Genomic DNA, 22,610 nt, shown 5'->3' with positions numbered 1-22,610 from the left:
CATACAAATAAAAAACGCCGAGCGGGGTAATCCGACTCGGCGTTCGTTCTTCAATCGACGGGGACGTTCTGTCTCAGTGTCTTTTTAATCGGCTCAGGCCGAATTAAATACCGATATTAGGCAATTCTGGGAATGGCCCTAAACCAAAGCTGCTGCGATCGGAATACAAGGTGTTGTTCGCCTTGATGTTATACAAATCCTGATCGTTGAACTTGCTGCCCACAAAATCGTTACCGGTAATACTCACGCTGATGCCAGATGAATCAGAAGGCAAACCAAGCAATACGTTACCGTTTTGACGTTCCATCAACACAATGTTGTTTTCCAGTTGCACGGATTGGGTCACGCCGCTTTTCATACCTTCCAGACCAAAGCCAATCAACTGATAGTTCGAGGTTTTCGGCCCCTGCTCTAACACGCTGTCGCGGATAATCAATTGACCGCCATTCGCCACATCCACCAATCGGCTATCAACCCCCGATAGCGAGGCGATTTCACTGTACTCAATCAAGGTATACGGAGCGCGGGATTTGATTTCATGACCCTGATCTTTTGAGCTGTAGAACTTGCTGTAACGGATCTCCAGCGCGTCGTTATTACTGTAGACAGCGTGGGCGCGGCCCGCTTTACCCAGACGTTCAAAAAGGCTGTATTCAATGGTCAGCTTACCGGAGCCAGAAGAGGATAAAATGCCTTGTTCACTGTCATGGAAATACACGCGGCTTAAGGTCAGATCTTTACCTTGCTGACGCACACAGGCCCCGTTTTGATCGGGTACACTCACGCCACTGCATTCAATGCCTTCAATGGTCACGGCATCACCATCAACCACAAAGGTCGCTTTGCCCTGAATCGCCACACCCGAGAAGTGCGTACCTTCACTGCCTTGTACCGTCACATTGTCTTGGGTGATATGCAGACCTTGTTTGTACGTGCCAGCACCAATGACCACCAAGCTGCCAGGCTGAATCGCCGCTTGTGCAGAGGCCATGTCTTTGTAGACCGTACCATCGACCATAATCATTCCATCGGCCACGTCAGGGACATCAGGATCCGGCACATCCGGCAAATCAGGGTTAACCGGCGTATCAGGATCTGTCGGCGGCGTCACGATGCCCCCGTTATTACCATCGCCACTGTCAGGAATAGAAGACGAGCTGTCACTGCCTCCCGAGCCCCCACAAGCCGCCAGACTTAAAGTGAGAAGGAGGGCGCTCCAACGCAGACGTGGGCGTAAGAAGGAAAGCGTTACCGGTTGTACAAGTTGTGTGTGCGTGTTCATTGTTATAATCGGTTTTATTAAGCGAAAGAGGGCGCCGATCATCGCCAACCCCTCCGCCCCTGTTGTCAGTGTTTTGTCAGAGCCCGTTGTTCATTTTATTACCGTCTTTAAGCCGGTATAAAAATCACCCTGAAATCAGGATACTACCCTGTATTTGTTGACTCACCCAACGCCCAGCAACCCTCACAGGGATCACCAGAATCACCAACATCTCGCCGTGTATTTTTTGAACAACCCGTCGAATCTTGGCGTTTTTCATGGCCATTTCGACCCAATATCCTTTCCCGCGACGCACATCCTCCTCTCACTCCTGTCCCCTGCGATGCTATGATACCCCTCTCTCTTGTCATCAGGATCTGCCATGAAAATCGACTTAACCCAGATGGTCACGGAAAGCCGTAATCCCGCCAGTGAACACATCGATACTCTGCCTACCTTAGCCATGCTACAGGTGATCAACAACGAAGATAAAAAAGTGGCTGAGGCGGTTGAGCAAACCCTTCCCGCTATCGCACAAGCGGTCGATGCTATCGCAGCGGCATTTCGCCAAGGGGGACGGTTAATTTACACCGGCGCAGGCACGTCTGGCCGATTGGGGATCCTGGATGCCAGTGAATGCCCACCCACTTTTGGTTCGTCACCCGATCAGGTGGTGGGCTTGATCGCCGGCGGGCAACAAGCCATTTTCCGCGCGGTAGAAAATGCCGAAGATAATCGCGAGCAAGGCGCACGCGATCTGGAAGCCATCGACTTTTCAGGCAAGGATGTATTAGTCGGTATCGCCGCCAGTGGTCGCACCCCGTATGTTTTAGGCGCCATGGCGTATGCGCAATCACAGGGTGCCACCGTGGCGTGCATCAGCTGCAACCCGAACAGCCCAATGGCGCAGGCAGCAGACATTGCGATCACGCCGGTTGTGGGGCCAGAAGTGGTGACGGGCTCTTCCCGCCTAAAAGCCGGTACGGCGCAGAAATTGGTGCTGAATATGCTGACCACCGGTGCGATGATCCGCATTGGTAAAGTCTACGGTAACCTGATGGTCGATGTGGAAGCCACCAACGCTAAGCTGGTCGAGCGCCAGAAGAATATTGTGATGGCCGCGACAGAGTGCAGCCGTAAAGAAGCAGAAGCGGCGCTCATTGCCTGCAATGGCCACTGTAAAACCGCCATTGTCATGCTACTGGCAGGTGTTGATGCCGATGCAGCACGCGCACTGCTCAATACTCACCACGGCCTGACCCGAGAGGCGATTGCTCAAGGTTAAGGGCGAGGACTGCCGTTAAAAAGACAAAAGAAGAGCTAACCCGGCTCTTCTGCCAACCTCTTCCAGATAGAAAAATTCAGACAGAAAAAAGCCCAGCAGACAGGCTGGGCAAAAATACACATATACAGATGTCAGAACGATGACACAAATTAGCAAGCAGGACAGGTTTATCCATATCCACCGCCATAATACGGGGTGTTTCCTTAACCTAAACTGGCTAAGAAATAAAATAGACGGGCGATTTATATACGCCCATCACACTTGCTGCGCAAGAATCCCGCAAACTGTTCACGGCATACCCCAAAAGCGCCCGGAGAGGGTAAGACAATACCTCGCGCAAATGGTAAGGTAATCATTCTGTTGTGCCTTAGTCCCTGACTTTGGCCCTCATGGTACGACAACAACACATAATAACAACGTACCTTGCCAAGCAGCCGTAGCAACAAGGAAACCTGCATGATCCACACCCTTGATTTAAGCCTTCTGATTGAGCGCATTTCGGCGGCCGATACGGAAGAGCAGCGCCTCATTTTCAACGAGCCGGAGATCCAACAGCTCGAAGCCGGTTCGCTGGCCACCCTGTTTGAGGCCCTGCCACTCGACCAACGTATGGAACTGTGGCGTCAGCTGCCACTGAACGATCACGTCGATGTACTGACCGCCATGCGTGCCGATACCCGTGAATGGGTGATCCAGTCGCTCACCTCGGTCGAATTGGATCTGGTACTGGCCAAGCTCGATAACTTGTCGCTGATTGAATGGGCGGACTCACTGCCGGAAGAGATCATCGATCGTGCGATCGACATGTTGAGCAAAGAAGATCTCGAACTCTTTGATCGCGCCAACCAGTACACCGACGAACAAATCGGCCGTTACGCCAACCCAAAAGTGATTTCCCTGCCGCAGGGCATTTCCGTGAAACGTGCGCGCGTACTGCTGGAGCGCTATGGCTATCACTACCCGGCGCCGATTTATGTCGTCACGCGCAGCAAGAAGTTCGTGGGCGCCATCAACTACCAGCAATTGATGGAAGCGGAGACCACCGAAAAACTCAGTGCCTTGGCAGATACTGAGTGCCCCGTATTGGAAGATGACACCTCACTGACCGAGGCGGTTGAGGCGATAGAGCACAGCGAACGCTTCAGTTTACCGATCGTCGATGAAAACTATGCCATCGTCGGCGATATTGACCTGCATTTAGCCCTTGAGCTCATGCGGGAGAACTACGAAAGCACCCTGATGGCCAACGCCGGTATGAGCGAAGAGGACGACTTGTTTGCCCCGATCGCCAAAAGTGCGCGCAAACGTGCCATCTGGTTGGGCATCAACTTGGTGACGGCGGTACTGGCCGCGATGACCATCAGTTTGTTTGAAGATGTGATTGCCGAAGTCGTTGCACTGGCGATCCTGATGCCGATTGTGGCCTCGATGGGCGGCATTGCCGGCAGCCAGACCTTGACCCTGATGATCCGTGGTATGGCCCTCAATCAGGTCACCGCCGGTAACCGTATGTCGCTATTGCGTAACGAATGCGGGATCGGCTTTTTAAACGGCGTGTTATGGGCGGTACTGATCGGCATCATGGCCGGATTGTGGTTCCAATCGCCAGTACTGGGTATCGTGATTGCCGTGGGTATCGTGATCAACATCATTACCGCCGCGTTGTTCGGGGTACTGATCCCGGTGGCGCTGGATAAACTGGAACTGGACCCGGCTCTGGCGGGGTCGGTCGTGCTCACCACGGTCACCGATGTGGTGGGTTTCTTTGCCTTTCTGGGCACCGCGAAGTTACTGCTACTTTAATCCCCCTCTCCCTCACACACTATCTAGGCTGGACACGTCCAGCCTTTTTTCTGCCTGCAATTTACGGGCCCATCCCTATCTTTAACGGCAAATTTCCCATTAATCAAAATCATCAACCGTGACGATAAAACGTTCAATTTGTCAGCCGCGAGTAACTGAGTACATTACAAATAATGCCCCCGTTTTGGCTTTTAATGAGAAGGATTTCTGGCGACCATGAGCTTTGAACAAAAAATCGATCACGCGATCAGTGAAATGACCCTCGCAAAGATCAAACCTTACCGCCGCGACATGTTGCGCTATCGCCTATTGGAAAAACTGGGTATCCAAGCCCCACCGCCTTATTACCGCGCCTACCTGTTCAATGTACTGAGCCAATTCTTAAAATTCTCCGTCATTTACGGTAGCTTTATGTGGTTACTGGCATGGAAAGACATGCCGGAAATGACGGCCAGCATGATGCTGACCAACGCGGGGCTGATTGGAATATTTTATGGCTTAATGATGGCCTCATACATTCGCTATGAAGCCAAACGAAAAAAGCTTACGCCTTGGCATAAACTCTGAGCCTTTGGGTCAAAGTGACAAATTAATTAACATGCCGCCGATGTATAGGCGGCAATTCTCAGGACACACCACGGAATAGTGCAGAGGCATACACACGCACCACACACATATGTGATGGCATTCATATTTCTTTTATCTAAATTCTGAACATTCCGTCATTTTACTGTATAATCATACGCTTATTACGAATACAGTCTTTCACCATGCGCACAAAAAGTACTAAAATCCTCTCCGTTCTCACGCTTTGTTTCAGCGTTTTCAGCAGTGACGCATGGGCTATTGATACCGAAAAAACCTGGCAAGAGAACTATTATACTTACCGTTATAACGATCCTCTTCATACCCTCGAAGTCCTGCAAAGACAGTACCAACGCGCACGTAATACCGCCGAGAAACTCTACATCAAAGAACTGATGTACAACCTCATGGTGAACAATAACCGCCCGTACGATAATCAAAATAATCTTCTGCCGATCGAACGGAAATATATTGGAGCCTTAATCGCTTCCACCAATGCCAATTACGATCGCGCCAAAAAAGCCTTATCTGAACTACTCAGTGATGCCATTCAAAATAATAATAAACAACTGGAAGAGTTATTAAATTATCAGCTTTGCAAGATGGAAGGGAAATTTGGACGATTTGTCTCTGGCGAACCCTATTGCAATAACTTATTAGCGATCATCAATAAGATCAATCATGTCACGACAGTACAAAAACATGATGCTTATCTCGTGATTGCCATGAACAAAACCCGTCAGGGGCTCTATACCGAAGCACTGGAAATTTATAACAGCATCATCAAAACGCTGCCTCTGTACATCCCGCCTGTCAGTGCCTACAACAATATCGCCCTCATTCTTATCGATCTGAAACGCTATGAGGAAGCCGAAAAGCACCTTAATACTGCGATGACCCTGTTGAAAGAAGATGCCTCACCACACGTGATGGCGCAGGTCTATCACAGCCTTGCTGAGCTCTACACCCAGCAGGGCAAGAAAATCGAAGCGGTTGAGATGTATAAAAATGCGCTGGCATTGATCGGCAAAAGCAAAAACTTTTATGGCATCAGCTCCCTGTATTTAGGGCTCGGTGATCTGTACCTGAATTTAGAAGATTTTGCTAACGCTGAGAAATATATCAATATTGCCAAATCCGTCGCGCAAACCGGTTATGATGAAAACATGCTGGCTAATTCAGTGCTATCGCTGGGGTTAATGTTTGAAAAGAAACATGACAATGAAAAGGCGTTGTTGAATTTAAAACAGGCCCTCAAACTGGCAGAAGACTTTGATATTTTTGAAGTCAAACAGACGGCATTAAAATCTATTTCGGATATTTATTTCCGAACCAATGACAATCTCAATGCTTATCTGTATTACAAAGAGTACGCCAATAACTTAGATTACAGCAGCATAAGCCAATTACCCCGCGCTTATAACATGATTGATGGCTCATTGCGCGAGCGTGAGTTATACAGTGAAAACAACAACCTGAAAAATGAGTTAGCGACGATGCAAACGGGCTTCGACGAGATGTCCAGCACCAACAAAGGGATCTCTATTTCGCTGCTTGTCTTACTGGGCTTACTCGGCACCACGCATTTTTTCTCCAAGAAAAAGCAAGCGCAGCTACGTCATGATCCGCTCACGCAAGCCCTGCGACGAGAAGCCATCTTACAAGAGATCAGTGCGACGCCTGCCAGCGATGCTAACCAATACAATACCCTGATGTTGTTTGATATTGACCACTTCAAACAGGTCAACGACACCTATGGTCATCCAGGCGGAGACACGGTATTAACAGAACTGATCAAACGCCTGAAAGCCTATCTGGGACCACAGGCTTTCGTCGGCCGTTTAGGCGGTGAAGAGTTCATCGTTCTGATCAAAAACAGTGACCGTTACCTGTCATCGTTAGATATTCAGCGCATTCATGCCGCGATGTGCCATCAGCCGATCAAGCTGTATGACAAGCATGACGTGAACATCACCATCAGTTCGGCGTATATCAACACCGAACAGGCGTTATCTACGTTTAAAGACTTGTACTTTATCCTCGATCAGGCGCTGTACTTTGTGAAAAGCAATGGTCGCAATGCCACGGTTGATGCATTCAATGACCCGATTGATCTCCCATCCGGTGCCCTGACGACCCTGATGATGAAAAATATTCACTGATCGCATCAACAGAGAATCACCGGCTCAGCATAATCCCGCCCTAATGCCGCTTCTCTCCTGCTCAGAAGCGGTTCTGCACAGGTTCTGTGCATAAGCAGACCACGGTCTCAAAAACCACACTCCGATAACAATTTAATAAAAATCCGGTAATAAATCTGATGCATATCAATTTTTTACTTTCTTTGCGTGGTTAAATTATAACCAGCGCAGCACGACAAGGAGAGTGGAAATGAAAGTAGCGATGCAATGTCCAGAGTGTCATTCCACCAGCGGCCTTAACCGAGTCAGACGCCGTTGGCATGAAAAATCCTTAACCATTACCGGGCAAGAAAAACTGCAATGTCCCGACTGCCAATCCTATTTTATGCGTGGCCTTGGCCAACAACGCCTACTTTATATCGGCAATCACAACGCGGTCGCCAAGAAAGTCCCCGAATTTGAATATGACTAACCCCTGACGGTATTAGGCCAGAGCACACCGCCTATGCCGCCAGTCCAACACGATGTATGCCGTCACAGGCAGCGGGAGCCATTCACCAGCCCCCGCTGCATCTACACTTTTTCACACTCACTTTTTCACCCATGCCTTTGCCCCCACCCTGGTAAGCAACCGCCTACCACCGTGCTGTGTTACTTGGCCTTCTCAGGCAGCCTCTTTCTTTTGCGCGTTCCTGTTCCTGCCTCATTCCCTGTTTTTACCTCATTCAAAGTGGCATACAAACCCATACGTAAAGGCACTTGCCAACCCTCGCTTTCAGGCGTGTAATCATTACCATGCCCAAAACTATCAGCACAAAATTCCATGCATACCATAACCGATAAAAAAGGCTTAAAAGCCGTGGCCTCACTAGAGGCACTCAAAGGGCTCGCTTCTCTGATTGTGGGCTTTGGCCTGCCTGCACTGGGTGGGCACGATATTCACCAAGCCGCTGCCTTTATTGTCAGCCACTCCCACCTCAACCCCGCCAATGAAATCGCCACCGCGTTTCTACACGCCGCCGATACACTGGCCGACACCAACATGCTGTTGATCACTTTAGGCGCCTGTGCGTACAGCCTGATCCGCTTTGTGGAGGCCTATGGCCTGTGGCACAGCCTGTTATGGACGGAATGGTTTGCTTTGCTCAGCGGCGGGATTTATCTGCCCTTTGAAGTGTATGAGTTGTTTGTTCATGCCAATGCGCTCAGCCTGGCGGTACTGCTGATCAATATCGTGGTGGTCGGGTACATGGGCTATATTCTGTACGCAAAAAAACAAGAAACGCATTCTCCGCACTCCTGAGTGCCTCTACACCACGCATACACCCAGCCATCGCGTTACATCTTGTTACGCGATGGCATGTACTCCTCGCCCTGCGGTTGTTCAAAATTCAACCGACTTCAAATTCCTGCTCCACAATCCGCGCCATAATGATTTCATCTAGCCATATTCAGTTCCAATAAGCCGTTTCGATAACTTGTTCCGATAACCCGTTCCTATAATTAATTCCAACAGACAGTGGAAGGAGGACACCATGGATGTGCTCATTATTGTTGCACTGATCCTACTCAACGGCATTTTTGCCATGTCAGAAATTGCGCTGGTCACCGCCCGTAAAAGCCGGTTACAACGCCTTGCCGATGAAGGGGATAAACGTGCGGAACGGGCGATTTCCCTCGGGGAACACCCCACGCATTTCTTGTCGACGGTACAAATCGGGATCACCGCGATTGGTATCCTGAACGGGGTCTTTGGCGAAGCCGTACTGGCGGATCCGCTGGCGCGAGTGATGCAGTCCGTCGGTATCAGTGCCCAAACCAGCTCGGTGGTCTCCACGGCAGTGGTGGTCATCAGTATTACCTACTTGTCGATCGTGGTCGGCGAACTGGTGCCTAAACGCCTCGCGCAACAAAACCCGGAAGGGATCGCCCGCTTAATGGCCCGACCGATATCCTTACTGGCTGTGCTGTCCCGCCCGTTTGTGGCTTTGCTCTCCGCCTCCACTGAATACCTCCTTCGCCACCTCGGCCAACAGAAATCCTCCTATGACAGCGACACCCTGACGGAAGAAGATATCCAAGCGGTACTCAAAGAGAAATCTCACACCAGCATGGTCAGCAAGCAAGAACACGAAATTGTCCGTAACGTGTTCCACTTTGATGATCGCCGTGTCGTGTCGCTCATGACCCCACGCCATGCCGTCATCACCTTTGACCTCGACCAGCCCTTCACCAATAACATTAACCGCTTAGTAGCTTCACAGTACCACTGTTTCCCGGTCACACACGGTGAGCTGAATAACGCCGAAGGAATGATCACCGCCAAACAGTTGCTGCACTATCAACAAGCCGCGCCCCATGGCGACATTACACCGTTTATCTCACCGGTCGAATGCATTCCGGAACACTGGAGCGGCAGCCAGATGCTCGAGCACTTCCGACAAACCGGTGCCTCTATGGTGTTTGTGGTGGATGAATACGGCGATATTCAAGGCATTGTCACCCCCACCGATGTACTGGAAGCCTTGGCCGGTGAATTCCGTCATCCGGATCCGGACGACTTATGGTCGGTGGAACAAGACGATGGCAGCTGGAGCATTGATGCCCTGATCCCCATTCTGGTACTGCAAGACTTACTCGACCTCAAACGCCTGCCGGATGAGCAACGCGGCGGTTACCACACCTTAAGCGGCATGATGATGTGGTGCTTAGACGGTATCCCGAAAGAAGGGGATTGCGTGAGCTGGGAAGGGTGGCAGTTTGAAGTGATCACGCTGGCCGGCAACCGAATTGATAAAGTGTGGGCACACCGCCTTGCGGGTGAGTCATCACTAACCATCACTGACCATCCGTCAGAAGAGGAGCGGCCAACCGATGGCACAACACCGTCAATGGCATCAACCGTGCATCAGCCTGACCATCATGAGAATACAGAAAGTCATCCAGAAAATATCCCCAAACCGCAAGCCAAAGCAGGACAAAAATAACGCAAGGTGAAGCAAGATTTTACATAGATTTGTTTTTTCATCGCACAAGGGGTGATACATTCCGCGCTATCACCCCTGCGGCGCTCCTTGGCTCAGTCGGTGCCCCCCAAGAACAGTAGGCGATCGCTGTCACGACGTGTTCCGGAACAATAGCCACACAACGTCGTGAACATTGAATCAGTGAACGCTTACATTTTTGATGTCCTTTCATATCGAGAATTTATGAAAACGAACACCCTGATCGCCACCCTGTTAGTGGGCGCTAGCCTACTGGGTGCAGCTGGTGCAGCCCAAGCGGATGACAAAATTACCCTTGGCCGCACCATTGTGTTTGAAAGCCATAGCAAAGATGCGGTGATCCCACTGATGGTCTGCCGCCGTGTGGATGCGATTCGCGTTAAAGCCGATCGCGATATGCGCTTAGAGCGCGTGGTGGCGACCTTCCGTAACGGTGAAACCAAGACGATTCGTTTCCACCGTAATCTGGACAAAAACGAATACACGGACTGGCGTAAGTTTGCTTACACCCGTTGTGTGAAGAAACTGGAAGTGTTTGGTAAATCCAAAGGCTCTTCAGCCGGTGTGCGTATTTACGGCCGTCAATAAGCACCCGACAGCACCACTGCTTCACCCCCATCATGACACGATAAACCGTGCATGAAAAAACGCCCTCACAGGCTACCTGTGAGGGCGTTTATCGTAATAACACCTTATTTTAAAACGATTCAGTGCAAGTAACTACTTACTTTTTATGACTGAATATCCACACTAGCAGATAGCGTGCAGTCCGAGTCCCCACCGACAAACACATCAATCACACCCGGCTCAACCTGCCAGCACTGCTGCGCGCCATAGATCGCCAATTGCGAAGCATCCAAGGTGAACTGCACCGTTTGGCTTTCACCGGCTGCCAGCGTGACGCGATCAAACGCTTTCAGCTCTCGCAACGGACGCGTGGTTGATGACACGCGACGCGACAAATAACACTGCACGATTTCATCGGCCTGATAGTCACCGTTATTACGTACCGTCACCTGTACCTGCACCGTGTTGTCCTGCGCCCAGCGGTTTTCAACAACCAGATCGTCATAGCTAAACGTGCTGTAACTCAAACCAAAACCAAATGGGTACAGCGGCGTTTCTGACAGATCTTTATACGGCTTATACTCTTGATAGTCGCGCATTTTACCGACCGGTTTGCGGCCATAGTACATCGGGATCTGCCCCGTACTGCGCGGCACGGTCATGGTCAACTTACCGCTTGGGATCGCATCCCCAAACAACAGACGCGCCACCGCTTGACCGGTTTCTGTACCCGATTGCCACGCATACAGCAAGGCATCGGCGTAACGCTCGATCATCGGTGACGGCACCGGACGACCGGTACACTGCACCACCACCAGCGGCTTACCGGTTTGACCAATCGCTTCAATCAAGGCTTCTTGGCCGGCCGGTAACGTCAGTTCAGCCACGTTACGCGCTTCACCAGTACGACGATGGCTTTCACCCACACATAACACCACCACATCGGCGCGGTGCGCACATTCCACCATTTCATCACTGAAGGCCGGTGACTCAGTCAAAATCGTATTGTCCGGTGCAACGTGCTGGATACCAGCCAGAATCGATGTCACATCCTGCGCATCGCCATCCAGACACCAAGAGCCCAAATGCTGACGGCGGGAATCCGCATGCGGCCCGATCACCGCCACGGTCAGGCCACTTTTTGCCAGCGGCAGACACCCTTGCTGGTTTTTCAGCAATACCATGCTCTGCTCCGCCAATTGCAGCGCCGCAGCCACATGAGCAGGGTGACGCAAGACCTCACGGTGACGCAACGGATCGATATACGGTTGCTCAAACAAACCGGCACGGAATTTTGCGGTCAGCACGCGACGCACCGCATCATCCAGCAAGTTGTGCAATACCGGATCATCTCCGATAGCCACATCCAAGATGCCGTCAAACGCTTCGTGGGTCATCGCCATATCGACACCCGCCTGTAACGCTTGTACCGCCGCGTCTTCTGGCCCTGCTGCCACACGGAAATACGCCAAATCAGAGATTGAACCCCAATCGCTCACTACCATGCCGTCAAAGCCTTGTTGCTCTTTCAGCCAGTCGCGGATCAGTGCTTTCGAGCCTGATACTGGTGTGCCGCCCAAATCGTTAAAGCCGGACATCAAGGTCGTCACACCGGCCTCGACCGCTGCTTTAAACGGCGGCAAATAGACGTTATGCAGGGAGTTGTCGCTGATCTCCGTTGTGTCGTAATCACGGCCGCCTTCAGCGGCGCCATAGCCGACAAAATGCTTAGCACACGCTAACAGGCGATCCGGCGCCGATGGATCGTCACCTTGGAAACCACGTACCACGGCTTTAGCAAACTGGCTGGTCAGATACGGATCTTCACCGCTGCTTTCAATCACACGGCCCCAACGCGGATCGCGCACAATGTCGAGCATCGGCGCAAACGTCCAATGCACGCCCAGTGAGGCGGCTTCACGCGACACCATGCTGTAAGCATGTTCCACCAGTGACGGGTTCCATGAACACGCCTGTGCCAACGGGATCGGCAATACCGTCGACTGGCCGTAAATCACATCACGGGCAAAAATCACCGGGATCCCTAAGCGGGTTTCTTCCACGGCCACACGTTGAATATCATTGATTTGCTCAGGGTCCACCGACTCCCCCGGTGCATTCCCCGCCCAGGCGGTATCAGCCAAAATACGGGAGCCTAAACGCCCCTCACGCACTTGTGACAGGTAGTCGTCACGGTGTTTGGCATATTCCAGCATCGGTGACTGACACAACTGACCGACTTTTTCCGTGACGGTCATACGAGAGAGAAGATCGGCCACACGTTCTGCAATCGGCAAAGTGGCATTATGGTAAGGCATCATAGCGTCGCGCTCCTGCTAGCTGTTTGAGGCTCGCAGTATGCCACGCCTAACAATGTGAAAGGGTTGACCTAAACAGCAGAAATGAAAAAGGGCAATGCACGTGCATTGCCCTTTTCTTTTCTACGTACTTATCCTTGAGCCTTTTTTCCTCAAGGCGTTATGCCAGACTTATTCCGAAGGCGTGGTATCCACATTGATCACAAAGCCGGTGAGATCATCGGTCGCGACCACAGAATACACACCGCCGTCTTCCACGCTGGCATCACCGGTGATCAATGGCTCAAGTGAGTTGGCTGGGGTCACAGCGAGGCTGTAGCTGCCACCCGGTACATTCAAGACCGCATTGTCTTTGAACTCCACATCTTCCAGTACCACAGTGGCTTCACTGAACATGCCATCGGCAGAGGCATGCACGTCCACAGTGCCCGCTGCGGTGCTGGCATGCACCACACGTACTTTGGCGTACGTGGCAACCGAGCGCAGATCTTCTTCAATTAACAGTGGCTCAATATCAAAATCCGAGGCGGACACAAAGCTGCCCACCGCATAAATGCTGGATGCCGTACCACTTTCAACCTCCGTTCCCGGCGCATCAAACACCACAATAGACGGGTCGATATTGGCAACCACACTCAAGTCATAACTGCCTGCAGGTAAGTCTTCACTGCGGAACTCTTTAAAGGCGATGGCTTCAAACCCAGCGACCGTACTGCCAGAGGCTTGTACATCCACCTCAACGGCGTCTTTCACCGCATGTACCACACGTACTGTGGCTTTCTCGCCCGTGTTGCGCAGTACAGCCATATCATCCCCGTCGGCCACCAGCAGATTCACCGGCGACACGGCGCCGCCATCGACATTCGGCACGGCGGTGATCATCAAATCACTCCCTCCGGCTAAATCCAACTCGCCGCTGTCAAACACCACGTCTTTTTGACCCGCTAAAGTCACGCGAATACGGTAGGTATCTGACGGCAGAGTTACAGGAAGATCGGGGCTATCGACTTTAAATGCCAAGCCCGAAATGGCGGGCGCCTCAGACGTAATACTGTCACTTGTGCTGAGATAGATATCAACCCCAGGTACGTCAGGGTGAGCATGCAGTACATCCACCCGTACCTGATTACCGCCAATGAAAATATCGTCACGCATCAGCACTACGGGCTCAATGCTGGCAGTATTATTCACGGCAAACACGTCATATTGCATGTCGCCGGCCAAATCCAAGTTGGCTGCAATCACTTCTAATGTTTCGTCTGCAGGCAACAGGGCATCAACCGATACATCATAAGTGCCGCTATCAACCGCCAAGAAAGGGCTGGCTTGTTGGTAATCCACTTCAGCCAGTGCATCGACCACATCGCCATTGAGTTTCACGGCCACAAGGGGAGCATCACTGCTGGCATGCGTGACACGCAGTTTTGCCGTGTCGTTATCATCATTACAGCCGACCAGCAGCACAGCAGAGATCACAGCGAGAGATAAAGGTTTCAACGTCATAAGGGTGTCCTCATTCTTTTGTTTCACAGCCAGCTGTTATGCCATTCAATCAGGTATTGCCGCCTATGAAACAGGGATTGGGTTGTCGGGTACAGCTTGGGTATTGCCTCGTGTCATTCTTGTGTTTTCTTCATATTGTGTTCTATCGCGTTCCATTATTGACTCGGTATCTGAAGCCTCGTGCTCAGGGTGTCATGTTGGAATCTGAGGATAGGTACGCCAGTACCGACAAATTTGGATCAATGACATTTGACATTTCTCTTTTCTGATATAGATCCATTTCTTATATCGGCGCCTTGCAGATACAGACGTAAAACGCGATGAAAGACGTCTACCAGCCCACCAGATAGACACACCGGGTGACGCACACCGGATGACACACAATCAGAACTCACGCCAGGGACACACATCCAAAATGGGCTTTGCGCCGTAAAGCAAAGAAAAAGGAGTAACTTGTGTATCATGACTCTCACCACAGACAGACGCATTCACCGACAAACGTGGATCCCGGCCTTCCAGAGCCGGCAAAATTGAATGCAATGAATACGCAGCCACAAACGCTGCCTTATCTGCTCACGACCGAGCACGGCATGCCGATGAGCCAGTTAGTCATTAAAGGAAGCGGGCTACGCTTCACCCAGACCATTGCCGACGGGTTACGGGCGGGCGGGATATGGCTGGTGATGCAAGACAAATGCGGCACCGTTGCCATGGCTAAGGGGGATATTATGATGCTGGCGCACATCGATGCGGTGGACTGGCTCAGTGATCGGCAAATCGTCCTTAATCTTCATATTCAGGCAGAAGGGATCCTGCATCACGATGCCGCTTATGCCTCGACGACCCGCCTGCAGGGCGAGACCATTGCGCTTTGGTCTCAGGCAACTCTGGGATCACCGGCGTCACCGCTGCCGGCGCTGGATACACACGATGTGTTAGTCACTCGCCTGCTGCAAAGTTGGCAAGCGCAGGGACGAAGCCTGCCCGATGACCATCAAGCCTTCCCCATGACTTATCCCCCCCACTGGATTTGCTGGCGGTGGCTGGAAATCTTGCCGATTTCTCTTGCCACCAAGCAACGCTTACTCAAGCATCCCACCCCGCTGCTTTGCATGCGTTACATAAAAAAAATCATTCGACATAGTGATCTTTCTGTTCAGCCATTGCGTTAATTGCACATCGACCCCATGCTTGCAGAGAGAGAAATGAACATAATATGTCCCGAGATACGCTCCGCGAACGGCAAGGAGTCTATGATCACAAATACTGCACCGACGCTGGATGTCGCAGCGCTTTTATCTAACATTGCACAGTCTCGCTGCCGCAAAAGCTACGAGACGCTGTTTACGCACGTCGCCCCTAAATTATTAAACTTTTCTCGCAAGCAGTTGCGGGATGAATCAATGGCGATGGAGGTGGTTCAGGAAACCATGCTTAAAGTGTGGCTGAAAGCACATCTGTATGAACCCTCAAAGGGCGCGGCACTGACATGGATTTATTCTGTGGCCCGTAACGTAAAATTCGATTTGTTACGCAAAACCAAGCATCAACAAGATTGGGTGCAAGGGGATGACCTGTGGCCCGTCCTTCACGAAGAGCGTGATGCAGAAAAACTCCCCCTTGAGTTTGAAGCCATTGTCAGTCAGGAACTGGACGAATTGATCAATACCCTTCCCCCCGCACAGGCGGACATTGTACGCATGGTTTGCTTACAGGGCGCCTCACACCAAGATGTGGCCGATGCGATAGGTGTGCCGTTGGGCACGGTGAAAAGTCGTCTGCGTTTAGCGCTACAGAAAATGAAGGAGGCCCTTGATGACTAAAGTCCGTTTGCACCCAAATGATGAGGCACTCACCCTCTTTGCCTCTGGCGATCTTGATCCCGCGTCCAGCATTATGATCAGCACGCACCTTGAATTTTGCCCGCACTGCCGTGAGCGTGTGGCGAAATTAGAAACGCTGCAGGCTGATATTGCACTGCAAGATACCGATGTAGAGGTCGATATGAGAGCGGCTGCCTTTGTCCACCCGCCTGCCTCTGATACGTTGCCGGCCGAGTTGCAAGCCATGATGGCAAATATTATGACGCAAGACATAGCGGACGAGGCCATGAATGACAGCGCTCTTGATGAGGAAACACGCACGCTGACCTTGGGCGACCAAGCCTACACGTTGCCGCGCGCCTTGCAACGTCACCACGAGCACATTGGTCCATGGAGCAAATTGCCCGGTAACATCAAGCGCGCTCACGTTGCGGTGGGCGGCAATAGCAAAATGAATTTCATCTACATGGACAGTAACAGTGCATTGCCTGAACATACCCATCAGGGACAGGAAATCACACTGGTACTCGCCGGTGAGTTTCATGATGAAAACGGCACTTACCGCGCGGGGGATTTTGTGGTGCAAACTGCCACTGACAAACACGTCCCGCGCACCCATGAAGGGCAAGACTGTTTGTGCCTCACCTTACTTGATGCACCACTGCACTTTACCTCTGGGCTGGCGACCTTGCTCAATCCATTTAGTCAGTTGTTCTTTCGTCAGTAACCACTCACGCTGAACGCGACCCACAAAAAAGCCCCAAGCGACCATTCGGTTGCTTGGGGCTTTAGTCTTTCTTGTGGTAATAATCGTGCGATTACACCGTCGCGTCACCGGTTGGCGCTTTCACATTAAAGAACAACGCAAACAGAACCGGCACCACAATCAGCGTCAGTACTGTGGCAAAGCCTAAGCCCGCCATGATGGTGATCGCTAAGGAATCAAAGAAGGCATCAAACACCAGCGGGATCATCCCCAAAATGGTGGTCAAGGCCGCCATACTCACCGGACGCACACGGCTGATCGCACTGTGCACAATCGCATCGTACGGCGCTTTGCCCTGTTCCAGTTCGATGTTGATTTGATCCAACAGCACAATGCCATTTTTCAAAATCATCCCGCTCAAACTCAACAAGCCCAACAGCGCGGTAAAGCTAAATGGCACATTGGTCACCAGCAAGCCAATCGCCACACCGATGATCGACAGCGGGACCGTGGCCCAAATCACCAGCGACTTCTTCACCGAATTAAACAGGAAGATGGTGATCACGAACATCAGTAAGTAACCCATTGGCATCGAGCTCATCATCGACTCTTGCGCGTCTTTGGATGACTCATACTCACCGCCCCACGACAGGCTGTAACCCGGCGGCAATGGCAGCGCTTCCACCAACGGTTTCACGCGGGCAAACAGACTGGCTGCGGTTTCATCGCCCAACACGTTATGGTCGGCCAGCACGGTAAGTGTGCGCTTACGATCACGACGTTGTACCAGTGGCTCTTCCCACGCCAAATCAATGCCGTCGATCACTTGCTCAATCGGCACATAAGCCTGCTGGACCGGACTCCACAACTTCAGGTTCTGTACGCTGTTGAAATCCACACGCTCGTTTTCTGGCAAGCGGGCAATGATCGGTAGCATCTGTGTCCCGTCACGCAATACACCAATGGTGCTGCCGCCGTACGCCATTTGCAGGGTCTGTGACAGATCTTCTTTTGAGATCCCTAAACGGCGCGCTTTAGTTTCATTGAACTGCGGCACCAGCACCTTAGTGCGCTCACGCCAGTCGTGACGCACATTACGCGCCCCTGGATCAGTCAGCAGAATGTTTTCCACCTGCGTCGCCAAATCACGCAACACCTGAGGATCCGGCCCGCTGATCCGCGCTTCAATTTTAGATGCCGGTGACGGACCAAACTCCATCAGCTTGAACTGGAAGGTCGGCAACGCAAAGCGCGCTGACAAGGTCTCATCCAAGTGATGCAACAACACAAACATGTTGTCGCGATCCGTTGTACGCACCTGCAACTGGGCGTACGCTTCGTAGCTTTTCTCTGGCTGGTAAGTCAGTGCAAAACGCTGCAACCCCTGACCCACTGACGCGGTGACAAATGCCACGTTGTCTTGCTCGCGAATAAACTGCTCGACCTGCTCCGTCTGGCGCATAGTTTCACGAATATCCGTCCCTTCCGGCATCCACATGTCCACATAGAACATCGGCGTGTTAGACGGCGGGAAGAACGACTGTTTCACATGCCCAAAGGCCACCACCGCCGCCACTAACAAGGCCAACATGCTGGCCATGGTCATCCAACGAAAACGCAGGGCAAACTTCAGCGTGGCACCAAACAGGGTAAACAGCGCGCCTTTGTAAGCTTCATCTTCATCCCCTTCGCCCTGCGTGTTATCACCGTCTTTCAACAGCAGATCAGCCAGGAACGGCGTTAACGTCAGCGCGGTGATCCAGCTCAAGAACAAGGAGTAACACAGCACCCAGAACAATGAGCCCATGAACTCACCGGTGGCGTCCTGCGACAGACCAATCGGGGCGAACGCGGTAATCGCAATCACAGTTGCGCCCAGCAGTGGCCATTGCGTTTGCTTGGTAATATCGACCGCTGCCTGAATTTTGGTGCGACCCCGTTTGATCCCCACCAGAATACCTTCAACAACGACAATGGCGTTATCCACCAACATCCCCAGTGCAATGATCAATGCGCCGAGCGAGATGCGGTGCAGTTCGATGTTGTTCATCTTCATCAAAATGAACGTACCGAACACGGTCAGCAGCAACACGGCACCAATGATCAGGCCACTGCGCAAGCCCATCGCAAACAGCAGCACCACAATCACGATCGCCACCGCTTCACCCAAACTGATGATGAAGTCTTTGACTGACTTGTCCACTTCCTGCGCTTGGTTGTAGAAGTTGTTCAGGGTAATACCAGCTGGTTTAAAGCTTTCCAACTCAGCCAAACGGGCATCCACACGCTGCCCCACTTCCACCACGTTCACGCCGTCGGCAAAGGCAATCCCTAGGTTAATTGCCGGCTCACCATTGAACAACACCACATTGCCCGGTTTTTCCTGCACACCACGGGTGACGGTTGCCACGTCTTTCAGGCGGATCAGATTACCGGTATCACGGCCGTGGATCACCAGGTTCTCAACCGCTTCGACACTGTTCATGGTCCCGTTCGGGCGGATCACCAGGCTCTGCCCGTTGATCATGATTTCACCGGCAGATTGCACGCTGTTTTGCTGATTGAGCAAGCCCACCACGGTGTTCATATCAAGATTCAGTGCCGCCATGCGCTCCAACGAGATCTCAACAAAAATCTGCTCCTGCTGCTGGCCGGCAATGCTCACCTTGCCCACGCCTTCCACCAAGTCCAATTCACGGATCAGGTAGTCCGCGTATTGTTTCAGCTCATCGTAGGAATAGCCTTTACCGGTCAGCATGTACATCACGCCGTACACATCACCGAAGTCGTCGATGATTTGCAGTGAATTCACCCCGGCCGGTAGCATCGGCTTGAGATCGTTCACTTTACGGCGCATTTCATCCCAGATCTGCGGCAGTTCGTCCGGCCCGTAAATCATCTCCATGCTGACCATGATTTGTGTCATGCCCGCTGAGGAGGTCGAGGTCACCTTGTCGATATACGGCAACTGGCGTACCGCTTTTTCGATCGGATACGTCAGCTCTTCTTCCACTTCCGTCGAGGTCGCCCCCGGGTACGTGGCAATGATCATCGCATCTTTAATGGTAAACGCCGGATCTTCCAAACGGCCTAACTCAAAGAAGGAGCTGATCCCGCCTACCGTTAAGATGATGAGAAATAGCCAACTGATGACTTTGTTTTTAATTGAATATTCCGCAATACTCACTGCACGCTCTCCATGAGTACCCACGCCGAGGTCAACATCCCGCCGCCCAATTGGATTGAGGATTGACTACCGGCATGCCATGTGGCCGGCAGTAACGTTACATCCCAATACTGCACATTTTCACCCATTAACTGTCCTACTAACTGCCAAACCAGAAATTGTCCCAGTTCGCTGATCATCATTAACCCCAACACGGTCACCACAAAGCCGATGCCCCATCGCAACACCATCAGGCCACCATGACGCTTCGGTTGTTGATTCACTGTGCAGACTCCGTGACGGTATTCATCTGTTGTTTTTCTGATGCTGTGAACGATGAGGCAGTAGGCTGTAGTGCCACCGCCATCCCGTCACGCAATTTGCGCAAGCTGGAGGTCACCAGACGATCGCCTTGCTCAACACCCCGGCTGACAATCGCACCTTGGCTGTTAATTTTCTCAACCTGTACTGCCACACGCTGCACTTCGCCATCAACCCATTTCCAGACAAAGAACTGGCCGGCTTGCTGACCGGCATCCAGTGCAAGCAACGGCAACACATACCCTTGCTGAGTACTCAAGCCTGCTGCCGTCATGTCCACATTCAAGGTCACACTGGTGCCCGGCAAAATGGCTGGCTCCCGTTGCGGCATATCAAACCACATACGGTAGGTCTGACTTTGTGGTGCTAACTCGCTGGTGTGCTCGCGGTACGACACCGGATAACCGGTTTGCTCGGCACCAAAATACGCCATCGGCTGATAACCGCGCCCACGTACTTGTGGGTTGATCATGGCAATCACGGTGTCAGACACCGGAATATTGATGTAGACGCGATCATCCTGATACAGGCTCACCACCGTCTCACCCGGCGTCACCGCTTCAAAGGCTTCTTTTGGCACCTCTGCCACCACGCCATTGAACGGCGCTGTTAAATGGGTATAACCGACACGCGCTTTGGCCGAGGCATACTGCACTTGGGTCAGACGCTGATTGGCAATCAACTCATCCAATTCCGCATTCGACACCATGTTGCGGCTGTGCAACTCACGACCACGCTGCAACTGCTTGGTCGCCAACTCAAACTGCACCTTGGCATCACGCAATTGTTGGTCGAACTTATCCGCATCCAACACCGCCAGCGTCTGGCCTTGCGTCACGCGCTGACCGGTACGTACCGTGATCTGCTTCAGCTCCCCTTCCACGCGAAAAGCCAACGGCGTCAGCTCAGCCGCTTCCACCTGGCCGTTAAAACGGCGGTACTGACTGGCGACCGATTCCGTCACCGTCACTGTTGACACGGTTAACGGTGCCGGCGGTGTGATCCCCTCGCCTTGCTGGCAGCCTTGTAGCATTGCCAATGACAACACCACCCATGACATCTGCTTCATTAAATACCGCCCTCGCGTTCCCATGCGCGTACTTGCTGGCCCGACAACAACTCTTGTGCGCCCGCCGTAACAATCACCATGCCTTGTTTCAATCCACCTACCACATCACCGTGTGCGTTCACCGTCAGCGACAACGCGCTCACCACACCCGTGGCCGGATCTACCTGCCACACCGTGCCTTGCTGATCGTCTTTTTCAACCCAGCTGCCCGCCGGTAAATGGATCGCTTTCATCGCCGCCGATTTACCGATATGCACTTGCGCCGACATCCCTGACAGCATGTTGCGATCGGCCGGACGAGAGACCGTCACTTTGGCGGTATAACTGTTGGTATCGCCATCCGGGCGGGTCGATAACTCTTTAAACTCGGCCGGCAGTGACTGTGCCGCGTAGTTATCCATCACCACCCAGATCATCGCTTGTTGTAGCGAAGCCACATCGGTTTGCTCGACATACGACACCGGCAAGCTGAAGCTCAAATCCAAGGTATCGACGTTTTGCACATTCAACACCGGCTGATTTGCGCCCACAAATTGGTGCTGATTCACATGCTTAAGTGACACGGTGCCGGAAAAAGGCGCGCGCAACAGGGTGTGTTCTAAATCGGTTCGCGCTTGCTCTAAGTTCGCCAACGCCGCTTTGTAACGGGTGTCGTGACGGTCAAACTCATCAGTGCTGATCAACTTCTTCGCAAACAGTTGTTTGGCTCGCTGGAACTGACTTTTGGCTAACTCGAACTCCGCCAATTTGGCGTCAAACGCCAAGCGGTAATCGGTGTCATCCAATTTCGCGAGTACCTGACCGGCTTCCACATGCTGTCCAAGGCGGACTGTCAGGGTGTCAATTTCCCCCGGTACCTGAAACGACAATTGCGCTCGCTGTGAGGCTTCGGCACGGGCGGGAAACGCATCGCTCGCCTGCGCAGTTAACGCCGGTACCTGATACAACTTCACCGGTTTTACCGTGTCCGGCGACGGTTCTGATTGGGCCTGAAAACAACCGGTCAGTACGCTGCTGACCAGCACCAAGGCCGCGACCCGCATGAAAGGGGTCAATA

The 22,610-nt window shown here is 52.1% G+C and carries 18 protein-coding genes; 11 read left to right on the top strand and 7 right to left on the bottom strand.

The window, feature by feature from the left end:
• Positions 1-103: 103 nt before the first annotated feature.
• On the bottom strand, positions 104-1,282 hold the full coding sequence (locus ABT58_RS19045; protein WP_047876030.1) for a right-handed parallel beta-helix repeat-containing protein: 1,179 nt from the start codon (positions 1,280-1,282) through the stop codon (positions 104-106).
• 361 nt (positions 1,283-1,643) lie between these two features.
• Between ABT58_RS19045 and murQ the strand changes: the two genes are divergently transcribed.
• From murQ to ABT58_RS19000, 8 genes are all read left to right on the top strand, one after another.
• Positions 1,644-2,546, top strand: a complete 903-nt coding sequence (murQ, locus tag ABT58_RS19040; protein ID WP_047876029.1) for an N-acetylmuramic acid 6-phosphate etherase — start codon at positions 1,644-1,646, stop codon at positions 2,544-2,546.
• A 456-nt stretch (positions 2,547-3,002) separates the two neighbouring features.
• On the top strand, positions 3,003-4,349 hold the full coding sequence (locus ABT58_RS19035) for a magnesium transporter (protein WP_047876028.1): 1,347 nt from the start codon (positions 3,003-3,005) through the stop codon (positions 4,347-4,349).
• 216 nt (positions 4,350-4,565) lie between these two features.
• The gene (locus ABT58_RS19030; protein ID WP_047876027.1) at positions 4,566-4,916 is read left to right on the top strand and encodes a DUF6404 family protein; all 351 of its coding nucleotides are present in this window, start codon (positions 4,566-4,568) and stop codon (positions 4,914-4,916) included.
• A gap of 203 nt (positions 4,917-5,119) precedes the next feature.
• A complete protein-coding gene (locus tag ABT58_RS19025) occupies positions 5,120-7,096 on the top strand; it encodes a tetratricopeptide repeat-containing diguanylate cyclase (RefSeq protein ID WP_047876026.1) in 1,977 nt (658 codons plus the stop codon).
• Between the two features lie 229 nt (positions 7,097-7,325).
• Positions 7,326-7,547: a hypothetical protein gene (locus ABT58_RS19020; protein WP_047876025.1), complete on the top strand. Its 222-nt coding sequence runs from the start codon at positions 7,326-7,328 to the stop codon at positions 7,545-7,547.
• A gap of 351 nt (positions 7,548-7,898) precedes the next feature.
• Complete coding sequence (locus ABT58_RS19010) at positions 7,899-8,378, top strand: DUF2127 domain-containing protein (RefSeq protein ID WP_047876023.1); 480 nt, start codon at positions 7,899-7,901, stop codon at positions 8,376-8,378.
• A gap of 232 nt (positions 8,379-8,610) precedes the next feature.
• A complete protein-coding gene (locus tag ABT58_RS19005; protein ID WP_082211166.1) occupies positions 8,611-10,062 on the top strand; it encodes a hemolysin family protein in 1,452 nt (483 codons plus the stop codon).
• A gap of 222 nt (positions 10,063-10,284) precedes the next feature.
• The gene (locus ABT58_RS19000; protein WP_047876022.1) at positions 10,285-10,668 is read left to right on the top strand and encodes a DUF2541 family protein; all 384 of its coding nucleotides are present in this window, start codon (positions 10,285-10,287) and stop codon (positions 10,666-10,668) included.
• A 143-nt stretch (positions 10,669-10,811) separates the two neighbouring features.
• On the opposite strand, the gene ABT58_RS18995 is transcribed toward ABT58_RS19000, so the two are convergent.
• The gene (locus ABT58_RS18995; RefSeq protein WP_047876021.1) at positions 10,812-12,968 is read right to left on the bottom strand and encodes a glycoside hydrolase family 3 N-terminal domain-containing protein; all 2,157 of its coding nucleotides are present in this window, start codon (positions 12,966-12,968) and stop codon (positions 10,812-10,814) included.
• Between the two features lie 168 nt (positions 12,969-13,136).
• A complete protein-coding gene (locus ABT58_RS18990) occupies positions 13,137-14,468 on the bottom strand; it encodes a DUF4397 domain-containing protein (protein WP_047876020.1) in 1,332 nt (443 codons plus the stop codon).
• Positions 14,469-14,923: 455 nt separating this feature from the next.
• Between ABT58_RS18990 and ABT58_RS18985 the strand changes: the two genes are divergently transcribed.
• The 3 genes from ABT58_RS18985 to ABT58_RS18975 all read left to right on the top strand — a co-directional run bounded on the left by ABT58_RS18985 (position 14,924) and on the right by ABT58_RS18975 (position 17,018).
• Positions 14,924-15,640, top strand: a complete 717-nt coding sequence (locus ABT58_RS18985; RefSeq protein ID WP_156168830.1) for a hypothetical protein — start codon at positions 14,924-14,926, stop codon at positions 15,638-15,640.
• 81 nt (positions 15,641-15,721) lie between these two features.
• The gene (locus ABT58_RS18980; RefSeq protein ID WP_047876018.1) at positions 15,722-16,291 is read left to right on the top strand and encodes a sigma-70 family RNA polymerase sigma factor; all 570 of its coding nucleotides are present in this window, start codon (positions 15,722-15,724) and stop codon (positions 16,289-16,291) included.
• The gene (locus tag ABT58_RS18975; protein ID WP_047876017.1) at positions 16,284-17,018 is read left to right on the top strand and encodes a ChrR family anti-sigma-E factor; all 735 of its coding nucleotides are present in this window, start codon (positions 16,284-16,286) and stop codon (positions 17,016-17,018) included. Before ABT58_RS18980 ends, ABT58_RS18975 begins: the two co-directional genes overlap by 8 nt.
• A gap of 91 nt (positions 17,019-17,109) precedes the next feature.
• Here the strand turns inward: ABT58_RS18975 and ABT58_RS18970 are convergent, their stop codons facing one another.
• The 4 genes from ABT58_RS18970 to ABT58_RS18955 are packed head-to-tail and all read right to left on the bottom strand — an operon-like array spanning position 17,110 to position 22,608.
• Complete coding sequence (locus ABT58_RS18970) at positions 17,110-20,184, bottom strand: efflux RND transporter permease subunit (protein ID WP_047876016.1); 3,075 nt, start codon at positions 20,182-20,184, stop codon at positions 17,110-17,112.
• Complete coding sequence (locus tag ABT58_RS18965) at positions 20,181-20,447, bottom strand: hypothetical protein (RefSeq protein WP_047876015.1); 267 nt, start codon at positions 20,445-20,447, stop codon at positions 20,181-20,183. Before ABT58_RS18965 ends, ABT58_RS18970 begins: the two co-directional genes overlap by 4 nt.
• Positions 20,444-21,553 (bottom strand): efflux RND transporter periplasmic adaptor subunit, encoded by a 1,110-nt coding sequence (locus ABT58_RS18960; protein ID WP_082211165.1) that lies wholly within the window; start codon positions 21,551-21,553, stop codon positions 20,444-20,446. Before ABT58_RS18960 ends, ABT58_RS18965 begins: the two co-directional genes overlap by 4 nt.
• Positions 21,553-22,608, bottom strand: a complete 1,056-nt coding sequence (locus ABT58_RS18955) for an efflux RND transporter periplasmic adaptor subunit (protein ID WP_276203467.1) — start codon at positions 22,606-22,608, stop codon at positions 21,553-21,555. The genes ABT58_RS18960 and ABT58_RS18955 overlap by 1 nt, the downstream gene beginning before the upstream one ends.
• Positions 22,609-22,610 lie beyond the last annotated feature (2 nt).

It is taken from the genome of Photobacterium aphoticum (assembly GCF_001029435.1).
Classification (GTDB): Bacteria; Pseudomonadota; Gammaproteobacteria; order Enterobacterales; family Vibrionaceae; genus Photobacterium; species Photobacterium aphoticum.
Note: the sequence above shows the minus strand (reverse complement) of the source record. Positions and strands in the feature narration are given on the sequence as shown.